This is a genomic window from Enterobacter cloacae complex sp. CDL013 (genome assembly GCF_049238805.1).
GTDB classification, from domain to species: Bacteria; Pseudomonadota; Gammaproteobacteria; order Enterobacterales; family Enterobacteriaceae; genus Enterobacter; species Enterobacter hormaechei_C.
Genome location: NZ_JBMKGT010000001.1, coordinates 135,484 through 155,591, shown reverse-complemented (window position 1 = coordinate 155,591; position 20,108 = coordinate 135,484). Strand labels below are relative to the sequence as shown.

18 protein-coding genes and 1 other RNA gene are annotated in these 20,108 nt (G+C 55.4%); 11 read left to right on the top strand and 8 right to left on the bottom strand.

All coding sequences use genetic code 11. The annotated features are described in order from the left end of the window. Positions 1-302: 302 nt before the first annotated feature. The 7 genes from ACOTXD_RS00750 to garL form a co-directional block, all read right to left on the bottom strand. Positions 303-731, bottom strand: coding sequence for a hypothetical protein (locus ACOTXD_RS00750; RefSeq protein WP_064179037.1), 429 nt, complete (start codon positions 729-731; stop codon positions 303-305). Further along, the gene (locus ACOTXD_RS00745; RefSeq protein WP_003844871.1) at positions 718-1,110 is read right to left on the bottom strand and encodes a hypothetical protein; all 393 of its coding nucleotides are present in this window, start codon (positions 1,108-1,110) and stop codon (positions 718-720) included. Before ACOTXD_RS00745 ends, ACOTXD_RS00750 begins: the two co-directional genes overlap by 14 nt. Before the next feature lie 308 nt (positions 1,111-1,418). Next, positions 1,419-2,825, bottom strand: a complete 1,407-nt coding sequence (locus ACOTXD_RS00740) for a tyrosine-type recombinase/integrase (RefSeq protein ID WP_234006865.1) — start codon at positions 2,823-2,825, stop codon at positions 1,419-1,421. Between the two features lie 275 nt (positions 2,826-3,100). Next, positions 3,101-3,477: RNase P RNA component class A (gene rnpB / locus ACOTXD_RS00735), an RNA gene on the bottom strand. 32 nt (positions 3,478-3,509) lie between these two features. Next, the gene (garK, locus tag ACOTXD_RS00730) at positions 3,510-4,655 is read right to left on the bottom strand and encodes a glycerate 2-kinase (protein WP_045897635.1); all 1,146 of its coding nucleotides are present in this window, start codon (positions 4,653-4,655) and stop codon (positions 3,510-3,512) included. A gap of 56 nt (positions 4,656-4,711) precedes the next feature. Next, positions 4,712-5,602 (bottom strand): 2-hydroxy-3-oxopropionate reductase, encoded by an 891-nt coding sequence (gene garR, locus ACOTXD_RS00725; RefSeq protein WP_032660438.1) that lies wholly within the window; start codon positions 5,600-5,602, stop codon positions 4,712-4,714. Between the two features lie 21 nt (positions 5,603-5,623). Beyond that, a complete protein-coding gene (garL, locus tag ACOTXD_RS00720) occupies positions 5,624-6,394 on the bottom strand; it encodes a 2-dehydro-3-deoxyglucarate aldolase (RefSeq protein ID WP_003862676.1) in 771 nt (256 codons plus the stop codon). 367 nt (positions 6,395-6,761) lie between these two features. On the opposite strand from garL, the gene garD reads away from it, so the two are divergent. Then, entirely contained in the window at positions 6,762-8,333 is a 1,572-nt protein-coding gene (gene garD / locus ACOTXD_RS00715) for a galactarate dehydratase (RefSeq protein ID WP_048244933.1), read from the top strand. A gap of 541 nt (positions 8,334-8,874) precedes the next feature. Here garD and ACOTXD_RS00710 read toward each other — a convergent pair. After that, positions 8,875-9,678, bottom strand: a complete 804-nt coding sequence (locus tag ACOTXD_RS00710) for a DeoR family transcriptional regulator (protein WP_032607968.1) — start codon at positions 9,676-9,678, stop codon at positions 8,875-8,877. 239 nt (positions 9,679-9,917) lie between these two features. Here ACOTXD_RS00710 and kbaZ point away from each other — a divergent pair, with 239 nt between their 5' ends. The 10 genes from kbaZ to ACOTXD_RS00660 all read left to right on the top strand — a co-directional run bounded on the left by kbaZ (position 9,918) and on the right by ACOTXD_RS00660 (position 20,106). Beyond that, on the top strand, positions 9,918-11,225 hold the full coding sequence (gene kbaZ, locus ACOTXD_RS00705) for a tagatose-bisphosphate aldolase subunit KbaZ (protein WP_032634278.1): 1,308 nt from the start codon (positions 9,918-9,920) through the stop codon (positions 11,223-11,225). Positions 11,226-11,244: 19 nt separating this feature from the next. Then, positions 11,245-11,718 carry a PTS N-acetylgalactosamine transporter subunit IIB gene (gene agaV, locus ACOTXD_RS00700; RefSeq protein ID WP_003861728.1) on the top strand — a complete coding sequence of 158 codons (474 nt, stop codon included), beginning with the start codon at positions 11,245-11,247 and terminating at the stop codon, positions 11,716-11,718. Positions 11,719-11,728: 10 nt separating this feature from the next. Further along, the gene (agaW, locus tag ACOTXD_RS00695; protein WP_061856728.1) at positions 11,729-12,508 is read left to right on the top strand and encodes a PTS N-acetylgalactosamine transporter subunit IIC; all 780 of its coding nucleotides are present in this window, start codon (positions 11,729-11,731) and stop codon (positions 12,506-12,508) included. After that, entirely contained in the window at positions 12,498-13,376 is an 879-nt protein-coding gene (gene agaE / locus ACOTXD_RS00690) for a PTS N-acetylgalactosamine transporter subunit IID (protein WP_022651905.1), read from the top strand. The genes agaW and agaE overlap by 11 nt, the downstream gene beginning before the upstream one ends. A 17-nt stretch (positions 13,377-13,393) precedes the next feature. Then, positions 13,394-13,828 carry a PTS galactosamine/N-acetylgalactosamine transporter subunit IIA gene (agaF, locus tag ACOTXD_RS00685; protein WP_003861734.1) on the top strand — a complete coding sequence of 145 codons (435 nt, stop codon included), beginning with the start codon at positions 13,394-13,396 and terminating at the stop codon, positions 13,826-13,828. Beyond that, positions 13,825-14,958, top strand: a complete 1,134-nt coding sequence (gene nagA, locus ACOTXD_RS00680) for an N-acetylglucosamine-6-phosphate deacetylase (protein WP_045350328.1) — start codon at positions 13,825-13,827, stop codon at positions 14,956-14,958. Before agaF ends, nagA begins: the two co-directional genes overlap by 4 nt. A 246-nt stretch (positions 14,959-15,204) precedes the next feature. Next, positions 15,205-16,347: an SIS domain-containing protein gene (locus ACOTXD_RS00675; protein ID WP_003861737.1), complete on the top strand. Its 1,143-nt coding sequence runs from the start codon at positions 15,205-15,207 to the stop codon at positions 16,345-16,347. Between the two features lie 12 nt (positions 16,348-16,359). Then, a complete protein-coding gene (gene kbaY / locus ACOTXD_RS00670) occupies positions 16,360-17,232 on the top strand; it encodes a tagatose-bisphosphate aldolase subunit KbaY (RefSeq protein WP_003861740.1) in 873 nt (290 codons plus the stop codon). A 117-nt stretch (positions 17,233-17,349) separates the two neighbouring features. Beyond that, a complete protein-coding gene (malX, locus tag ACOTXD_RS00665; RefSeq protein ID WP_061856727.1) occupies positions 17,350-18,921 on the top strand; it encodes a maltose/glucose-specific PTS transporter subunit IIBC in 1,572 nt (523 codons plus the stop codon). A gap of 12 nt (positions 18,922-18,933) precedes the next feature. Then, positions 18,934-20,106 (top strand): MalY/PatB family protein, encoded by a 1,173-nt coding sequence (locus ACOTXD_RS00660; RefSeq protein ID WP_003861744.1) that lies wholly within the window; start codon positions 18,934-18,936, stop codon positions 20,104-20,106. Positions 20,107-20,108 lie beyond the last annotated feature (2 nt).

The following is a 20,108-nucleotide window of genomic DNA, read 5'->3' as shown; positions in this document are numbered from 1 at the left end:
GTCATTACGTCCCAACCATGCATCAAATAACGGCTGAGCGAACTGCTGCGGCTTCCACCCCTGCTGAATTAGGAAGGCTCGCACCTTTCCCTCAAACGTGTTTGTTGAGCGATTGAGGACCAACCTACATGTCCCTGTATCGTGGTCATGGTCGATGCATGGAGAATTTAGTCTGGTGCCCGTAATCGGGTCTTTACCATCCTGGAGTGAGGACATCATTTCTCTGTAAGCCGGGCGTTGCCGGGAGGCTAACCGCCGGGAATCTGACGGCATAGCGAACTGTTGAAATTGTGCGTCTACCATCACACCTCGAATGCTGCGAAGATCGCTTGTTCAGTAGTGATAGCGTCTTTGGCTGACTGTTCGGCTGCTGCTGCTTCCTGCTTTCGCTGGCGTTGTTGACGGACGATTTCCAACACTTCTGCTGCGATATCCGACTTCAGACGTTCAGATGCCGCCGCTACAGCCTCCTGGCGTTCCTGTACCAGCAGAATCTCCGGTTTAAACATGCTCACCTCGAAGAAAGGCGAAGATTGATAATGGTTGCAGGCTTGAGGATTGAGGATGTAACCGTTGTCCAGATAAGCAGCCGCCTTAGTGATGACCAGCGGGAATACCTCGTTGAAGACGATGGTGGTGCTGACTTCGGACAATGCTACTTTTTCCGCTTGCGTGATACGTTCGTCATAAAGACGCTGGATGAGGGCTGTTTGTTCTTTAGTTAGTTTCATTAATAATGCGCTCCTTTGCTTTAAGAATTTTGTTCAGATTTATGGACTTGCAGCACTTACAGCGGAATGGGCTATCGGTGCTGGTGGCAGTTTCGCTAAGAAAATACTCGTCGCGATGATGGATAAGTCCGCTTTTTTCATACTCATTGAGATGCAGATGGGCGTTGTTGTAGCCCCATCTCTCCACGTACTCTTCAAAGGTGAAGACGTGATGTTGCTGGTGTTCCAGCCAGAGAAGGAAGCCGATTCGTTTCGGTGTCTGTGGCAGGCCCAGCAGTTTTAGCCGCGATTTGCACGCGTGCCATGTGGTGTGGTCAACCTTGCCGCGCAGACGTGCGGAGTCCGTTACGTCGATTGACGCTAAGTTTTTATTTTCCAAATAATGATTTCCTGATGGTAATAAAAAACCCGCAAGCGGATTGATCCAGCCTACCAAGGAGAAGAGGCAGAAACTGGCACATGCGGGATTTTATGTGTTTCGGTGGGATGTCGGGGAAATCTTCCCCTTAATTACATAATAACACGAATCATTCTCATTTGTCAAGCACTTTATGAGTTTCACTATTAAAATCAATAAATTAAACCATTGGAAGCGGTGGCGTACCTGATGAGAAAAACACGCTGTTTGCCATAATTTATAAAAGTAGGGGGAATCCCCCCTGCACTTACAGGAAGGTTGATGAGAGTTTAGTCCCAGCAAATACCATCAACCACTGGAAGTAAATTCGTCACAGTAAACTTGTGGGTGTATCGCTGGGTTTGCCCTTCCCCACTATGCTCATGTCCGACCACCTTCTGAACTGGCGTAAGCTCGTTAGTTTTTCGCGCTTCTGTAATAAATGTGTGGCGAAGGCTGTGCACGACGCGGCGAGCGCCATAATCATTGAGATAAGGGATCTCAAGAACCTCACGAATATCGTGGAAAAAGTGGGTGATCTGGTTGAAGTTAGTGAGGTCAGGGAAAAGCGAATCGCCAGCAGAGAATCCCTCTACATAGTCCAAAAATCCAAGATCAAGCAGATGAAGTGATAGCGGTACTTGCCTCGTACCTGCTTCGGTTTTGGTATCATCAATCATGATGTAGTAACGCTGTGAATCATCATCAAGACGAACATCCGAACGCTTTAGTTTGGCGATCTCTGCCCGACGTGCACCAGTATAGGCAAGGAGGAGCGGTATCCACTTTTTCCAACCTGATAGATTTTTGAAATGGGCCACCAGCCTGCGCATTTCTGTTTTGCTGTAGTCTCCATAGCTTTTGCTGTGTGCTTCATAACGAACGTTTAGCGTCGGTGAAGATGCCAGTATATCCATTTCAGATGTTAGATAAGTAGAGAACAACCCCTGGCATAGCTTCAGATAATCTTTAACGGTCTTCGGTGCCACACGGTCATCCTCGGGAACCTCATCCAAATCTAAACACTCCCGAACCGTCATCTTGTTATATGGCTTCTTGTTCTGACGGGGTAGACCCGCCACCACTTCCAGCAAGTTTTTGATATCGCGGCGGGTGATTTTGTCCACTGGCGTATCAGCCCCCAGCACTTCTCTGATGACCATGAAGTACTTTTCGTTCCCCTTCCGAATCTTCGGATTCCAATCTGATTTGAACACCAGAAAACCATCCCATGCCTTTTGCAATGTCATGGCTGGCGCAGAATCTTCAACCGGAGACACTGCGACAGGTAGAGGGATTTTCTGTTTCAGATCGTTGAGGATCTGGGAGTACGTCGAAAAATCTTTACTCAGAAAAGCTGCATTGGCCTTCTGCGACTGGTGCAAAAGAATATCGTACTTTGACGCTGCGGCGACAATGGCACTTTCCATACCTGAAATATCGAAACGCTGAGCCAGAGACTCAAGAAAAAAAGATTCCGTCGGGGATGCTTCGCCGTTGAAGAGTTGATCTTCATAGAACTCTTGAAAAAACTGTGCGAACGCCCGACCAGTATCTGGTGATAATGGTGGGGTTACATCTCCCCTTATTTTTCGCTGGCGAGCGTCGGCGGGGATATTCTCAACATAGCCATAAATCTCTACATGTTGCGCGGCTACGAAAGCATCAATGTCATGCTGGGATAGCTTTTTCATCATTCGTATGATTCTCTGTAACTGATCGCGGTGGATAGTACCAGATCGCAAAAGAGCGAAGAATGGCGTTAGTCGGGAGATCAGGAACTGACATCGGCGTGGGCTATCCGTACCAAGCGAGCAACGGAAAAATTGATTATCAGACAATCTGAAGTAAGCGTAAAAAACGCCGTTACGCTGAAGCGTATGAGGTAGGTAACAATCGTTGATGTATCCCATTCTGTATCTCATTTATGCTTCTAAGTGCCTGAGATACATCAACTTATTGTTTTTAAAGAAGTTGAAGCTGACCGATAAGCCGGGTTCTGTCGTGGACAGTCATTCATCTAGGCCAGCAATCGCTCACTGGCTCAAGCAGCCTACCCGGGTTCAGTACGGGCCGTACCATGTGAACCCCTATTTGGCCTTGCTCCGGGTGGAGTTTACCGTGCCACGGACTGTTACCAGCCGCGCGGTGCGCTCTTACCGCACCCTTTCACCCTTACCTGATCCCGCTTGCGCGGGCCATCGGCGGTTTGCTCTCTGTTGCACTGGTCGTGGGTTTCCCCCCCAGGCGTTACCTGGCACCCTGCCCTGTGGAGCCCGGACTTTCCTCCCCTCCGCCCGTCTCCCCCGAAAGGGACGACGACGAAGCGGCGACTGTCTGGTCAGCTTCGGCGCGCAGTATAGAGGGTTTGCGCGTCGCTGTCACCCCTGGCTACGCATGCCTACCTGCAATGTGGCCGCGATATTCCGCGAGGCGCGGTAAATGTTGTCATACGCGCCCTGGAACGCCTCTTCCAGTGAGCCGATGCGGGTCAGTACGCTGAACACCGCATCGATGCCGTACTGATGCACCACACCCACATCCTGCGTCAGACTTCCGGCAATCCCTATAACTGGCTTATGGTATTTTTTGGCGACGCTCGCCACGCCGACGGGCACTTTGCCATTTATGCTCTGGCTGTCGATGCGCCCTTCCCCCGTCAGCACCCACGTGCAGTCGTGAATATGTTCTTCAAGATTGAGCGCCTGAGTGACAATCTCAATGCCGCTTTTCAGCTCAGCGCCCAGGAAGGCCATCAGCGCCGCGCCCATGCCGCCCGCGGCGCCAGCCCCTGGAACCCGGTTGACGTCAATGCGCAGCGTTTTTTTGATCACTTCGGCATAGTGGCTAAGACTGGCGTCGAGTTCGAGGATCATCTCCTCCGTGGCGCCTTTTTGCGGTCCAAAGATACGCGACGCGCCGCTTTCACCGACCAGCGGATTCGTCACGTCACAGGCGACACGGATTGCGCACCCCTGAAGACGCGGATCGAGATCCGAAATATCAATCCGGTTAAGCGCCATCAGGCTGCCGCCGCCGTAGCCGATCTCCGTCCCGTTCGCATCTGTAAACTTCGCACCCAGCGCCTGCATCATGCCTGCGCCCCCATCGTTGGTTGCGCTCCCGCCGATACCGATAATGATGTTGCGCGCGCCTTTATCCAGCGCGCGGAGGATCAGCTCCCCCGTCCCGCGCGACGTCGTGACCAGCGGGTTACGCTGCGCGGGAGGAACAAGCACCAGGCCGCTGGCGGCGGCCATCTCGATAAACGCGGTGGTACCGTCGCCCGAGATCCCCCAGCTGGCCTTCACCTTTTCCCCTAACGGGCCGGTGACGACAGCCTGCTGCCAGGTGCCCTGCGTAGCGGCGATCATCGCTTCAACCGTACCTTCTCCGCCGTCAGCAACGGGAACAGACACGTAATGAGCGTAGGGGAAAATTTCCCGAAATCCTTTTTCTATCGCCTGCGCCACCTCAGTGGCAGACAGGCTTTCTTTATAAGAGTCTGGCGCGATTACGATTTTCATAGTTGTATGCCTGAGCCGTAGGCCCGGTAAGCGTAACGCCACCGGGCGGGACGTCATTAGCGAGCAATTTCAACCTTCGCCAGCTTTTCGTAATAGCACGCTAACGCGCTGTGATCGGCGGTGCCCAGACCATCCGCACGCAGCGCCTGCATCATCTCCATGACGGCGGCAGTCAGCGGCAGCTGCGCCCCCACGCCGTGGGAGGTATCCAGCGCATTCGCCAGATCCTTAATGTGCAGATCGATGCGGAAGCCCGGCCTGAAGTTACGATCCATCACCATCGGCGCCTTGGCATCCAGCACGGTGCTGCCCGCCAGACCACCGCGAATGGCCTGATAGACCAGATCCGGATTAACGCCCGCTTTGGTGGCCAGCGTTAGCGCCTCCGACATAGCCGCGATGTTCAACGCCACAATCACCTGGTTTGCCAGCTTGGTGACGTTGCCTGCGCCAATTTCACCGGTGTGCACCACGGAGCCAGCCATGGCTTTCATCAGGTCGTAGTATTTGTCGAACACGGCTTTATCGCCCCCTACCATCACCGACAGGGTGCCGTCGATGGCTTTCGGTTCGCCGCCGCTGACCGGCGCATCCAGCATCTCCACGCCCTTCGCTTTCAGCTCCTCGCTGATTTCGCGGCTTGCCAGCGGTGCGATAGAACTCATGTCGATCACCACCAGACCCGGCTTCGCGCCGTCGATAATGCCGTTCTCACCCAGCGCCACCTCTTTCACGTGCGGGGAGTTTGGCAGCATGGTGATAATCACGTCGCACTGCTCAGCAATTGCTTTTGCGGTTGTCGCCGTTTCTGCGCCAGCCGCAATCACCTCTGCCACCGCGTCTGAATTACGATCTAAAACCACCAGTGAGTAACCTGCTTTGATGAGGTTTTTGCTCATTGGTTTGCCCATGATACCCAGGCCAATAAAACCCACTTTCAGCGTCATAATCTGTTTCCTCAATGATGGTTATTTTTTAAAAGCGTCCGCTAATTTCTGCGTGGCGGCGCGGAATACGCCGAGATCGCTGCCGACGGCGACAAACGTTGCGCCCCATTCCAGGTAACGGCGGGCATCGGCTTCCACTGGCGCCAGAATGCCGCACGGTTTACCGTGCGCTTTGGCACGGGCAAAAATGTGCTGAATTGCGCGCTGCACGTCCGGATGGCTGGCGTTGCCCAGATGACCAAAGGCGGCCGCCAGATCGCTCGGGCCGACGAAAATGCCGTCTACCCCTTCCGTCGCGGCAATGGCGTCGACGTTATCGACCCCCTGCTGGCTCTCGATCTGAACCAGAATGGTGATGTTCTTGTTGGACTGAGCGAAATAGTCCGGCACGGTGCCAAACATGTTGGCGCGGTGCGAGACGGACACGCCGCGGATCCCTTCCGGTGGATAGCGGGTCGCCGCCACGGCCAGCACCGCTTCTTCTTCCGTTTCAACAAACGGGATCAGGAAGTTGTAGAAGCCGATATCCAGCAGACGCTTGATGATCACCGGCTCGTTGGTGGGCACACGCACCACCGGCGCGCTGTGGCTGCCTTTCAGCGCCATCAGCTGCGGAATAAACGTGTTGATATCGTTTGGCGCATGTTCGCCGTCCAGCACCAGCCAGTCGAACCCGGCCAGGCCCAGCACTTCGGTGCTGATGGGGTTGGCCAGCGCAGACCAGCAGCCAATCTGAATCTGGTGCGCCGCGAGGGCCGCTTTAAATTTATTCGGGAAGATGTCGTTACTCATTACTTATACCTTTTTTAATTCCGCAGTTTTAGCCAGTAACTTTTCTTATTTATTCCGACTCAGCGTCAGCGTTATATTTATTTTCCTGACTGAATTTTGGCGTTATAAAATCGTCATTCAGTATAATCGTCACCACCCGGCAGCACATTGTCTCAATGCTCAATTATCCAGCGGGAGTAACACGCTATTTTGAGCATTTGCCCAATGCAGTGGGCGCTGATGCACAGAATCAACGATTAGTGTTTCGGGAGCGATCGCGATCACATTCTCACTTTTCCTCTCCTGACATTCTTTATTTCCTCAATAAGAAACGATTAACCATCTGGCTATATTTAGTATCAGATATTTTGCTGGAGAAGAGTGAACAATGGCCGATATTGAAATTCGACAGGCGTCGCCGACGGCGTTCTATATAAAAGTGCACGATACTGATAACGTGGCGATTATTGTCAACGACAATGGCTTAAAAGCTGGCACCCGCTTTCCGGATGGCCTGGAGCTGATTGAGCACATTCCGCAGGGGCATAAAGTCGCACTGGTCGATATCCCGGCTCACGGTGAAATCGTGCGCTACGGCGAAGTCATCGGCTATGCGGTGCGCGCTATCCCGCAGGGTAGCTGGATTGAGGAGTCGCTGGTTGAGCTGCCCACCGCCCCGCCGCTGGAGACGTTGCCGCTGGCTACCCGCGTCCCTGAGCCGTTGCCTCCGCTGGAGGGTTATACCTTCGAAGGTTACCGCAATGCGGATGGCAGCGTGGGAACCAAAAACCTGCTTGGCATCACCACCAGCGTGCATTGCGTGGCGGGCGTAGTGGATTACGTTGTGAGAATTATTGAGCGCGATCTGTTGCCGAAATACCCCAACGTTGACGGCGTGGTGGGTCTTAACCACCTGTACGGCTGCGGCGTGGCGATCAACGCGCCGGCAGCGGTCGTGCCGATCCGTACGATTCACAATATCGCCCTTAACCCAAACTTTGGCGGTGAGGTAATGGTGATTGGTCTCGGCTGTGAAAAATTGCAGCCAGAACGCCTGTTGCAGGGTACTGAGGATGTGAAAGCCATTCCGGTTGACGATGCCAGTGTTGTGCGTCTTCAGGATGAACACCATGTCGGCTTCAGATCGATGGTCGACGACATTTTACAGGTGGCAGAGCGCCATCTGGAGAAGTTGAACAAACGCCAGCGTGAAACCTGCCCGGCCTCTGAACTGGTCGTTGGGACACAGTGTGGCGGCAGCGATGCGTTTTCCGGCGTCACCGCTAACCCGGCGGTAGGTTATGCCTCCGATCTGTTCGTGCGCTGCGGCGCCACGGTGATGTTCTCCGAAGTCACCGAAGTACGTGATGCTATCCACCTGCTCACGCCGCGCGCCGTCAACGAAGAGGTGGGCAAACGCCTGCTGGAGGAAATGGCCTGGTACGATAACTATCTCGACATGGGCAAAACTGACCGCAGCGCCAACCCGTCTCCGGGTAACAAGAAAGGCGGCCTCGCGAACGTGGTGGAAAAGGCCCTCGGGTCGATTGCCAAATCCGGCCAGAGCGCGATTGTGGAAGTGCTCTCCCCTGGCCAGCGACCAACCAAACGCGGCCTGATTTACGCGGCAACGCCTGCCAGTGATTTCGTTTGCGGCACCCAGCAGGTGGCTTCCGGCATTACGGTACAGGTCTTTACCACCGGGCGCGGCACGCCGTACGGCCTGATGGCGGTACCGGTGATCAAAATGGCGACCCGCACCGAGCTGGCAAACCGCTGGTATGACTTAATGGATATCAACGCGGGCACCATCGCCACCGGGGAAGAGAGTATTGAAGAGGTGGGCTGGAAGCTGTTCCACTTCATTCTGGATGTGGCAAGCGGGCGGAAGAAAACCTTCTCCGATCAATGGGGATTGCATAACTCGCTGGCGGTGTTTAACCCGGCGCCGGTGACGTGATTGTCCCTCACCCTGCCCTCTCCCCACCGGGGAGAGGGTAAAAAACCGCACCGAGCAGTCCCCTCTCCCCTATGGGGCTGAGGGTTCCCCACAAAATAATGCCTGCACAGACGGCCCCCTCTCCCTTGAGGGAGAGGGCTGGGGTGAGGGGAAACATACGGCTCTGGTGGTCATTCCGTTCACTTTATGTTCCTTGCTACTCTGTCACGACATGACCGGTGAACGTGCCAGGGTGGCTCAGTCGCCACCACCCTGGCGACCCGGGCTTCCGGCGGAAAATCGCCGCTTCGCGGTGCCTTCGGCTTATTCCTTCCGGCTTATCGGGGACGGGCGGAGGTAACATCCCTGTAAAGCCCGCCCTCTCGGCGCATCCCTGCGCCTCGCCCCGGCCTACAGGAAACGCCTCAGCGATTTACAGCCGGACCGAGGCATCGCTGAAAGCCCTCAGTTATTCTGAGGCAACGTTATAGTTTTTGCTTTCAAATTACTGGGGAACCCTCTCCCCTATGGGGAGAGGGTTAGGGTGAGGGGAAAAGCCTCTTTAGACCAGCACCACATCGATCCCGCTTTTGCGTAACCCTTCCAGGCTTTCCGCCGGAATGCCTTCATCAACGATAATCATGTCGATTCGATGGGTATCAATAATTTTATGCAGGCTTGAACGATTAAACTTGCTGGAGTCCGTGACAACGATAATACGCTCCGCCACCTCGCACATTTTGCGGTTCAGACGGGCTTCATCCTCGTTATGCGTACTCACCCCCCGGTCGAGATCGATGGCATCGACGCCCAGAAACAGCAGGTCAAAATGGTAATTCTGTAAGGACTGCTCCGCCTGGTCGCCGTAGAAGGACTGTGACTGACGGCGCAAATGCCCGCCGGTCATCAGCAGCTCTACGCCTTCCGCTTCCAGCAGCGCGTTTGCCACGTTCATCCCGTTGGTCATGGCAATGACATCGGTGTGCTGGCGCAGCATGCGGGCAATTTCAAAGGTCGTGGTGCCGGAGTCCAGAATAATGCGGTGACCCGGCTTCACCAGTTCAACCGCCGCCTGCGCGATGCTGCGCTTCACTGCCGTATTAAGGGAACTTTTGTCCTCAACGGATGGCTCCACGCCGGGGGCATTGCCTTCGCAAATCAGCGCGCCGCCGTAAGCGCGAACGGCAATCCCCTGCTTTTCCAGAAAGGCCAGATCGTTACGGATCGTCACCGTCGACACGCCGAATAAAAGAGAAAGATCGTTAACCTGCACGCTTCCCTGCGCCCGCAACCGCTGAATGATCTGCTCTCGCCTTTCACTGGTGCCGGTGATGCGCTTCTCTGCGGACGAATCGGTGCTGCTCATACGAGCTCCTTAGTAAATAAACTTTCGTTTCATTTCGTTTTTCTTATTAACGCCTTTCTTTTGAGGGAATGCAAGCCCTGTATGGGAGGCGGACGCAAGCTTAATCGCCGCTGAAACCTTTCATTATGTTTCTTTTGTGAAACAGATCGGAAAACTATTATCTTTCGTTTTATTTTTACATCACCATAATACAGTATCAAATGAAACAAAACGAAAGATGAATGCCAACACCATCCGAAATGGAGAGGAAAGTGAAACATCTGACAGAAATGGTGGAACAACATAAACGGGGGAATACAAACGGGATTTATGCCGTCTGTTCCGCACATCCACTGGTACTTGAAGCTGCAATACGTTACGCCCATTCACAACAGACGCCTCTGCTGATTGAAGCCACCTCAAACCAGGTGGATCAGTTTGGCGGCTATACCGGTATGACGCCCGCCGATTTTTATGGGTTTGTCTGCAAGCTGGCGGGATCCCTCGGTTTCCCCACCTCACAGCTGATCCTTGGCGGCGATCATTTAGGTCCAAACCGCTGGCAAAACCTGCCAGCTTTGCAGGCGATGGCGAACGCCGACGATCTGATCAGAAGCTACGTGGCGGCCGGATTTAAAAAAATTCACCTCGATTGCAGCATGTCCTGCGAAGACGACCCGGTTCCTTTAACCGATGCAATCGTTGCCGGGCGTGCCGCTCGGCTGGCTAAAATTGCCGAAACCACCTGTCTCGAGCAATTTGGCGTAGCCGATCTGGTCTACGTTATCGGCACGGAAGTTCCGGTTCCCGGTGGGGCACACGAGACGCTGACCGAGCTTGAGGTCACCACGCCAGAGGCGGCACGCGCCACGCTTGAGGCACACCGCCACGCATTCGAGAAGGAAGGGTTAAGCGACATCTGGCCGCGCATTATTGGCCTGGTCGTTCAGCCTGGCGTTGAGTTCGACCATGCGCACGTTTGTGACTATCAACCGCATAAAGCCGTCGCGCTGAGCAAGATGGTTGAAGCCTACGACACGCTGGTATTTGAAGCACACTCTACCGATTACCAGACGCCGCAGGCGCTGCGCCAGTTGGTGAAAGATCACTTCGCCATTCTGAAAGTCGGCCCTGCGCTAACCTTCGCGCTGCGCGAAGCGCTGTTCTCACTGGCAGCAATTGAAGAAGAGCTGCTGCCGGCAAAAGCCTGCTCAGGGCTGCGTCACGTCCTGGAAAACGTGATGCTCGATCGCCCGGAATACTGGCAAAGCCACTATCACGGCGACGGCAATGCCCGTCGCCTGGCCCGCGGTTACAGCTATTCCGACCGCGTGCGCTATTACTGGCCAGACAGCCAGATTGACGACGCCTTTGAGCGGCTGGTACGCAACCTGGCGGATGAACCGATCCCGCTGCCGCTGATCAGCCAGTATCTGCCGTTGCAGTACAGCAAAGTTCGCGATGGTGCTCTCAGCTCCACACCACGGGAACTCATCCTCGACCACATTCAGGACATACTCCATCAGTACCATGCCGCCTGCGAAGGCGTAACGACTCAACACGCATAATTAAAAAGAGGAAAACGCTATGCCAAACATTGTCTTATGCCGCATTGATGAACGCCTGATCCACGGTCAGGTGGGCGTACAGTGGGTGGGGTTTGCGGGGGCGAACCTGGTGCTGGTGGCAAATGACGAGGTTGCAGACGATCCGGTTCAGCAAAACCTGATGGAGATGGTGCTTGCGGAAGGCATCGCCGTGCGTTTCTGGTCTCTGCAAAAAGTGATCGACAACATTCATCGCGCCGCCGACCGGCAGAAAATTCTGCTGGTCTGTAAAACACCGGCTGATTTTTTAACGCTGGTCGAGGGCGGCGTGCCCATCACCCGTATTAACGTCGGAAATATGCATTACGCCAGTGGCAAACAGCAAATTGCCAAAACGGTATCTGTAGACGCGAACGATATCGCCGCGTTTAACGGCCTGAAGGCGGCCGGAGTGGAATGCTTCGTTCAGGGCGTTCCAACAGAGACTGCTTTGGATCTCTTTAAACTGCTCTGAGGGATTCACAATGGAAATCAGTCTGTTGCAGGCTTTCGCGCTGGGGCTTCTCGCCTTTATAGCGGGCCTGGATATGTTTAACGGCTTAACACACATGCACCGTCCAGTGGTGCTCGGGCCACTGGTTGGCCTGATTCTGGGCGATTTGCACACCGGAATTCTGACCGGCGGTACGTTAGAACTGGTCTGGATGGGACTCGCGCCGCTGGCGGGCGCGCAGCCGCCAAACGTGATTATCGGCACCATCGTTGGCACCACATTTGCCATTACTACAGGCGTGAAGCCGGATGTCGCCGTTGGGGTCGCCGTGCCGTTTGCCGTGGCGGTTCAGATGGGGATCACCTTCCTCTTCTCGGTGATGTCCGGCGTGATGTCCCGCTGCGATCGCATGGCGGCTAACGCAGACACCCGTGGTATTGAACGGGTCAACTATCTTGCACTGCTGGCGCTCGGCGTCTTCTACTTCCTGTGCGCATTTCTGCCCATCTACTTCGGGGCTGAACATGCGAAAACCGCCATTGACGTGCTGCCGGAACGTCTGATCGACGGTCTCGGCGTCGCGGGCGGCATCATGCCAGCGATCGGCTTCGCCGTGCTACTGAAGATCATGATGAAAAACGTTTACATCCCTTACTTCATTATCGGCTTTGTCGCCGCGGCCTGGCTGAAACTCCCGGTGCTGGCGATTGCCGTGGCTGCACTGGCGATGGCGCTGATCGACCTGCTGCGCAAATCGCCTGAACCCACGGCGCCTGCGGCCCAGAAAGAGGAATTTGAAGATGGCATCTAATCACACCACCCTGCCGGGCGTGTCTGAAAGTGAAGAGACACTGCTGACCGGCGTGAATGAAAACGTCTACGAAGATCAGAGTATTGGCGCTGAGCTAACGAAAAAGGATATTAACCGTGTCGCCTGGCGTTCCATGCTGCTACAGGCCTCGTTTAACTACGAGCGTATGCAGGCCTCCGGCTGGCTGTATGGGCTACTGCCCGCGCTGAAAAAGATCCACACCAATAAGCGGGACCTGGCGCGCGCCATGAAAGGCCATATGGGCTTCTTTAACACCCACCCGTTCCTGGTGACCTTCGTCATCGGCATTATTCTGGCAATGGAGCGTTCCAAGCAGGATGTGAACAGCATCCAGAGCACTAAAATTGCCGTTGGCGCACCGCTCGGTGGCATTGGTGACGCCATGTTCTGGCTGACCCTGCTGCCCATCTGCGGGGGGATTGGCGCCAGCCTGGCGCTACAGGGATCCATTCTTGGCGCCGTGGTCTTTATCGTTCTGTTTAACGTGGTGCATCTCGGCCTGCGTTTTGGTCTGGCGCACTATGCCTACCGAATGGGTGTCGCCGCGATCCCGCTGATCAAGGCCAACACCAAAAAGGTTGGTCATGCTGCGTCCATTGTCGGAATGACAGTGATTGGCGCGCTGGTGGCAACCTATGTGCGCCTGAATACCACACTCGAGATTAAAGCCGGGGATGCGGTCGTCAAACTGCAAACCGATGTGATCGACAAACTGATGCCCGCCTTTCTGCCGCTGGTCTACACCCTGATTATGTTCTGGCTGGTACGCCGTGGCTGGAGCCCACTGCGCCTGATTGGTATCACCGTGGTGCTGGGCGTTGTCGGTAAATTCTGTCACTTCCTGTAAAAAGCAAAGAGGTTGCGATGTTAGGCATTATTTTGACGGGTCACGGCGGTTTTGCCAGCGGGCTGCAACAGGCGATGAAGCAAATCCTCGGCGAACAGCCGCAGTTTATCGCCATCGATTTTCCGGAAAGCTCCACCACTGCGCGGCTGACCGCGCAGCTTGAGCAGGCAGTGAATGAACTGGATGCAGAGCACGATATCGTGTTTCTCACCGATCTTCTCGGCGGTACGCCGTTTCGTGTGGCCTCTACCCTCGCGATGCAGCGCCCCGGCAGCGAAGTGATCACCGGCACCAATCTCCAGCTTTTGCTGGAGATGGTTCTGGAGCGCGACGGATTAAGCAGTGAAGCCTTTCGTTTGCAGGCGCTGGAGTGCGGCCATCGCGGCCTGACCAGCCTGGTGGATGAACTTGCACGCTGTCGCGAGGAAGCGCCCGCCGAGGAAGGGATATGAGCCAGCTGCTGCGCGCGCGTCGTCTGCTTACCGGGCAAGGCTGGCTGGATGACCATCAGCTGCGTATGGATAGAGGCGTCATCACCGCCATCGAGCCGATTCCGGCAGGGGTTAACACCCGCGAGGCAGACCTGCTTTGCCCGGCATACATTGATATCCACGTCCACGGCGGCGCGGGTGTGGATGTGATGGATGATGCCCCCGACGTGCTGGACCGGTTAGCCATACATAAAGCGCGTGAAGGCGTAGGGGCGTTTCTGCCTACCACCGTCACCGCTTCGCTGGAGGCGATCCATGGCGCGTTACGGCGCATTGCCCGGCGCTGTCATGCCGGTGGCCCCGGCGCGCAGCTCCTGGGCAGCTATCTGGAAGGCCCGTACTTTACACCGCAGAACAAAGGGGCGCACCCGCCAGAACTGTTTCGCGAGCTGGATCTCGCGGAACTTGATGAGCTGATTGCGGTTTCGCAGAACACGCTGCGGGTGGTGGCGCTTGCTCCGGAAAAAGTGGATGCCCTGAAGGCGATCCATCACCTCAAGCAAAAAGGGATACGCGTCATGCTGGGCCACAGCGCCGCTACATACGCGCAAACCCTGGCCGCATTTGATGCAGGCGCAGACGGGCTGGTGCACTGCTACAACGGCATGACGGGATTACACCACCGGGAGCCGGGCATGGTTGGCGCCGGGCTTACGGACCCACGCGCGTGGCTGGAGCTTATTGCCGACGGGCATCACGTTCATCCTGGAGCCATGCGGCTATGTTGTTGCTGCGCGAAGGATCGTACGGTGCTGATTACCGATGCCATGCAGGCGGCGGGTATGCCTGATGGGCGCTATACGTTGTGTGGTGAAAATGTCGAGATGCAGGGCGGCGTTGTTCGCACGGCCTCGGGCGGGCTGGCGGGCAGCACGCTCGCGCTGGATGCCGCCGTGCGAAATATGGTGGAGCATACGGGGGTCGCCCCAGAAAACGCTATCCATATGGCCTCGCTGCATCCCGCCCGTCTGCTCGGTATGGATCACCTGCTGGGATCGTTAGCACCAGGCAAACGCGCCAATATTATTGCGCTCGATGCGGGTTTACACCTCCGGCAGATCTGGATCCAGGGTCAGGCTCTTTCCCTGTAGCCCCTTCACAGTGTGCTCTGTTGGCCTTACGGAAGACGATCGTAAGGCCTTTCTTTTCCTTTCCTTGATCTTCGCCTTTCCTTTCGCGATCACACTTTTCGTTTTATTTCTTTTTCGCCATTGAACTTTCCATTTCTTTTCTATAGATTTTCTTTAACTGCTAAAGTAAACAAGTGAAACGAAACGAAAGATAGCGACACATTTGCCAGCGTCTGATGTGGAATTCACACGACTAAGGACTGAGTTATGCCACAAACCACTACCACCACCGGCACCTGGACCGAAAAAGAGATCCGCCAGCAGCCAGCCAGCTGGCTTCGCTCGCTCAACAATATTGATAATCTGCGCGCGTCGATCGACAGTTTTCTGACGCCACTGTTGCGCAAGCCCGATCTGCGGATCGTTCTGACCGGCGCGGGTACGTCTGCGTTTATCGGCGACATCATTGCGCCATGGCTTGCCAGCCACACGAGAAAAAATATCACCGCGATACCTACGACCGATCTGGTCACCAACCCGATGGATTACTTCAGCCCTGCGCACCCGCTGCTGCTGGTCTCTTTCGCCCGTTCTGGCAATAGCCCGGAGAGCGTCGCTGCCGTTGAGCTGGCGAATCAGTTTGTTCCGGAGTGCTACCACCTGTCGATCACCTGTAATGAAGCGGGCAGCCTGTATCAGAATGCCGTCGACAGCGATAACGCCTGCGCTCTGCTCATGCCAGCCGAAACGCACGATCGCGGGTTCGCGATGACAAGCAGCATCACCACCATGATGGCGAGCTGCCTGGCGGTATTCGCACCGGAAACGATCAACAGCAAAACGTTCCGCGACGTGTCCGATCGCTGTCAGGCGATCCTCACGTCGCTTGGCGATTTCAGCCCCGGCGTCTTTGGTAACGAACCGTGGAAACGCATTGTTTATCTGGGCAGCGGTGGATTACAGGGCGCCGCACGGGAGTCAGCGTTGAAGGTGCTGGAGCTGACCGCCGGCAAGCTGGCGGCATTCTACGATTCGCCAACGGGTTTCCGTCACGGGCCTAAGTCGCTGGTGGACAACGAAACGCTGGTCGTCGTGTTTGTCTCCAGCCATCCGTACACGCGTCAGTACGATCTGGATCTGCTCGCCGAGCTGCGACGCGATCGTCAGGCTATGCGCGTGGTAGCCATTGCAGCCGAAACGGATCCGGTCATTGAAGCTGGCCCGCATATCCTGCTGCCGCCTTCCCGTTCATTTAACGATATGGAGCAGGCATTCTGCTTCCTGATGTACGCCCAGGTCTTCGCACTGACCCAGTCTCTGCACGTTGGCAATACGCCGGATACGCCATCCGCCAGCGGTACGGTTAACCGTGTGGTCCAGGGCGTCGTTATTCATCCGTGGCAGGCTTAAGAGGACAGGCTCATGAGTATTATTTCTACCAAATATCTTTTGCAGGACGCACAGGCGAAGGGCTATGCCGTTCCGGCCTTTAACATCCATAACGCCGAGACGATCCAGGCGATCCTCGAAGTCTGTAGCGAAATGCGATCGCCGGTGATCCTCGCGGGTACGCCGGGGACGTTTAAACATATTGCGCTGGAAGAGATTTACGCCTTGTGCAGCGCGTATTCCCTTACTTATGACATGCCGCTGGCGCTACACCTCGATCACCACGAATCGCTGGACGACATTCGCCGCAAAGTCCATGCCGGCGTACGTAGCGCAATGATCGACGGTAGCCATTACCCCTTCGAACAAAACGTCAAGCTGGTGAAATCGGTCGTCGATTTCTGCCACCTCAACGACTGTAGCGTCGAGGCCGAACTGGGCCGACTGGGTGGGGTGGAAGATGACATGAGCGTCGACGCCGAAAGCGCGTTCCTGACCGACCCGCAGGAAGCAAAACGCTTTGTCGAACTGACAGGCGTGGACAGCCTCGCCGTCGCCATCGGTACCGCGCACGGTCTCTATACCAAACGCCCAAAAATCGACTTCCAGCGGCTGGCCGAGATCCGCGAGGTAGTGACAGTGCCGCTGGTGCTGCATGGTGCAAGCGATGTGCCGGATGAGGATGTGCGCCGCACCATTGAGCTGGGCGTCTGCAAAGTTAACGTCGCAACAGAGCTGAAAATCGCCTTCTCTGACGCAGTCAAAGCCTGGTTTGCCGAGAACCCACAGGGCAACGATCCGCGCTTCTACATGCGCGTCGGCATGGATGCCATGAAAGAGGTGGTCAGAAGCAAAATCACCGTTTGCGGCTCGGCGAACCGGCTGCTGCTTCCGGCTGAAGCCTGAACCCATCGCGCATAACGCTAGTACCTAAAAAAATAACTATAAGCCTCGCAAATATGAAGGCGCGTCCTTAAGCCGGACAGCGCCTTCCATTATCCTAAAAATCCGAGGAGTCCCTACATGACACAGGAAAAGTCGTTTAAATCGAAAGCGTGGGAGTTTTTCCAGAGCCTGGGAAAGACGTTTATGTTCCCGGTCTCGCTGTTGGCCTTTATGGGGTTGTTGTTAGGTATCGGTAGTTCTGTCACCAGCCCTTCCACCATCAAAAGTTTTCCCTTTCTGGGCGGCGAGTTAACGCAGCTCACCTTTGGTTTTATCGCCATGGTCGGCGGCTTTGCTTTTACCTATCTGCCGCTGATGTTTGCCATGGCAATCCCGATGGGCCTTGCCAGACGTAATAAAGCGGTGGGCGCTTTTGCCGGATTCGTTGGCTACATGCTGATGAACATGAGCATCAACTACTACCTGACCGCCACCCACCAGCTTGCGGATGCCGCCACCATGAGACAGGTGGGACAATCCATCGTGCTTGGCATTCAAACGCTGGAGATGGGCGTGCTCGGCGGCATTGTGGTAGGGGTGATCACCTACTTCCTGCACGAACGTTTTCAGGACACGGTGCTGCACGACGCGTTTGCCTTCTTTAGCGGCATTCGTTTTGTACCGATTATTACCGCCCTCACCCTGTCGCTGGTCGGCTTGTTCATCCCCCTGCTGTGGGAATATGTGGCAATGGGCATTGCCGGGATTGGTCATATCATCCAGAGCACCAGCGTCTTTGGGCCGTTCCTGTATGGCGTGGGCGTACTGCTGCTCAAACCTTTTGGCCTGCACCACATCCTGCTGACGATGGTGCGCTTCACCCCGGCGGGCGGCATTGAGATGGTTAACGGCCAGGAAGTGGCCGGTGCGCTGAACATTTTCTACGCCGAGCTGAAAGCTGGCCTGCCGTTTAGCCCGCACGTTACGGCATTTTTATCGCAAGGGTTTATGCCGACCTTTATCTTCGGCCTGCCTGCCGTGGCTTACGCTATCTACCGCACCGCGCGCCCGGAAAACCGTCCGGTGATTAAAGGGCTGCTGCTTTCTGGCGTGCTGGTTTCAGTTGTCACGGGTATTTCAGAGCCGATTGAGTTCCTGTTCCTGTTTATTGCCCCTGTGCTTTACGCGTTTCATATCGTTATGTCTGGCCTGGCGCTGATGGTGATGGCGCTTCTCGGCGTCACTATCGGCAACACCGACGGCGGCATTCTGGATCTGCTGATCTTCGGCGTCATGCAGGGGATGTCGACCAAATGGTATCTGCTGTTCCCGGTGGGTATTGCCTGGTTTGCTATCTACTTCTTCGTCTTCCGCTGGTACATCCTCAGGCACGATATTAAAACGCCGGGCCGTGAGGTTGACGCGCAGGGTGCGCTCCAGGCGGTGGAAGCCAATACCCGGGCACGTGGAAAATCAAAATACGATCATGGGCTTATTCTTCGCGCACTTGGCGGTAAAGAGAATATTGAGTCGCTCGACAACTGCATCACCCGCTTACGTCTGGTGGTGAAAGATATGGGGCTTATCGACCAGCAGGCGCTGAAGGCCGCGGGCGCCTTGTCAGTCGTGGTGCTTGATGCCCACAGCGTTCAGGTGATCATCGGCCCGCAGGTGCAGAGCGTCAAATCCGGCATTGAAGCCTTAATTTAACAGGGGGACGTTGTGTTTGATTTCGACAGAATCATTGAGCGTAAAAGCGATAAATGCCGTAAATGGGATCATGCGTTTGTGTGCTCGCGTTTCGGTGATGTCCCGGAGGGATTTATCCCGCTGTGGATAGCAGACATGGATTTCACCTCGCCACCCGCCGTGATTGAAGGCTTCCAGCGCATCGTGGAGCATGGCACCTTCGGTTACACCTGGTGCTTCGACGAATTCTACGATGCGGTCATCGCCTTCCAGCGCACCCGTCATCAGGTTGAGGTGCATAAGTCATGGATCACCCTGACCTACGGCACCGTTTCCACGCTGCACTATACGGTTCAGGCGTTCTGCAAACCCGGCGACTGCGTGATGATGAACACCCCGGTGTATGACCCGTTTGCGATGGCGACACAGCGACAGGGCGTGCGGGTGCTTGCAAATCCGCTGAGCGTGAAGGAAAACCGCTATCACCTGGATTTTAATCTGATTGAAGTTCAGCTCAAAACTCACCGTCCAAAACTGTGGTTCTTCTGCTCGCCGCATAACCCTTCAGGCCGAATCTGGCGCGCGGATGAGATACGCCAGGTGTCCGATCTCTGTAAGCGCTACGGCACGATTCTGGTGGTTGATGAGGTTCACGCCGAGCACATTCTGGACGGTACATTCGTCAGCTGTCTGACTTCGGGCTGTGCCGCCCAGGACAACCTGATTGTGCTGACCTCCCCCAATAAAGCGTTCAACCTTGGCGGGCTAAAAACATCCTACTCGATAATTCCAGACGATTCGCTGCGCCAGCGTTTCCGCCAGCAGCTGGAGAAGAACTCCATTACCTCGCCCAATATCTTCGGCGTGTGGGGAATTATTCTGGCCTATCAGCAGGCTCTGCCATGGCTCGACGCGCTGAATGGTTATCTGCGCGGCAATGCCCGCTACCTTGCGGATGCCATCCAGACCCACTTCCCTGCATGGAAGATGATGAACCCGGAGTCGTCGTATCTCGCCTGGATAGACGTCAGTGCGGACGATCGCAGTGCGACGGCGCTAACCCAACATTTCGCCAAACAGGCTGGCGTGGTCATCGAAGATGGCAGCCACTACGTACAAAACGGCGAAAACTACCTGCGTATTAACTTCGGCACCCAGCGCTACTGGCTGGAACAGTCCATCAACCGAATGCTGAAGCATTACTGATA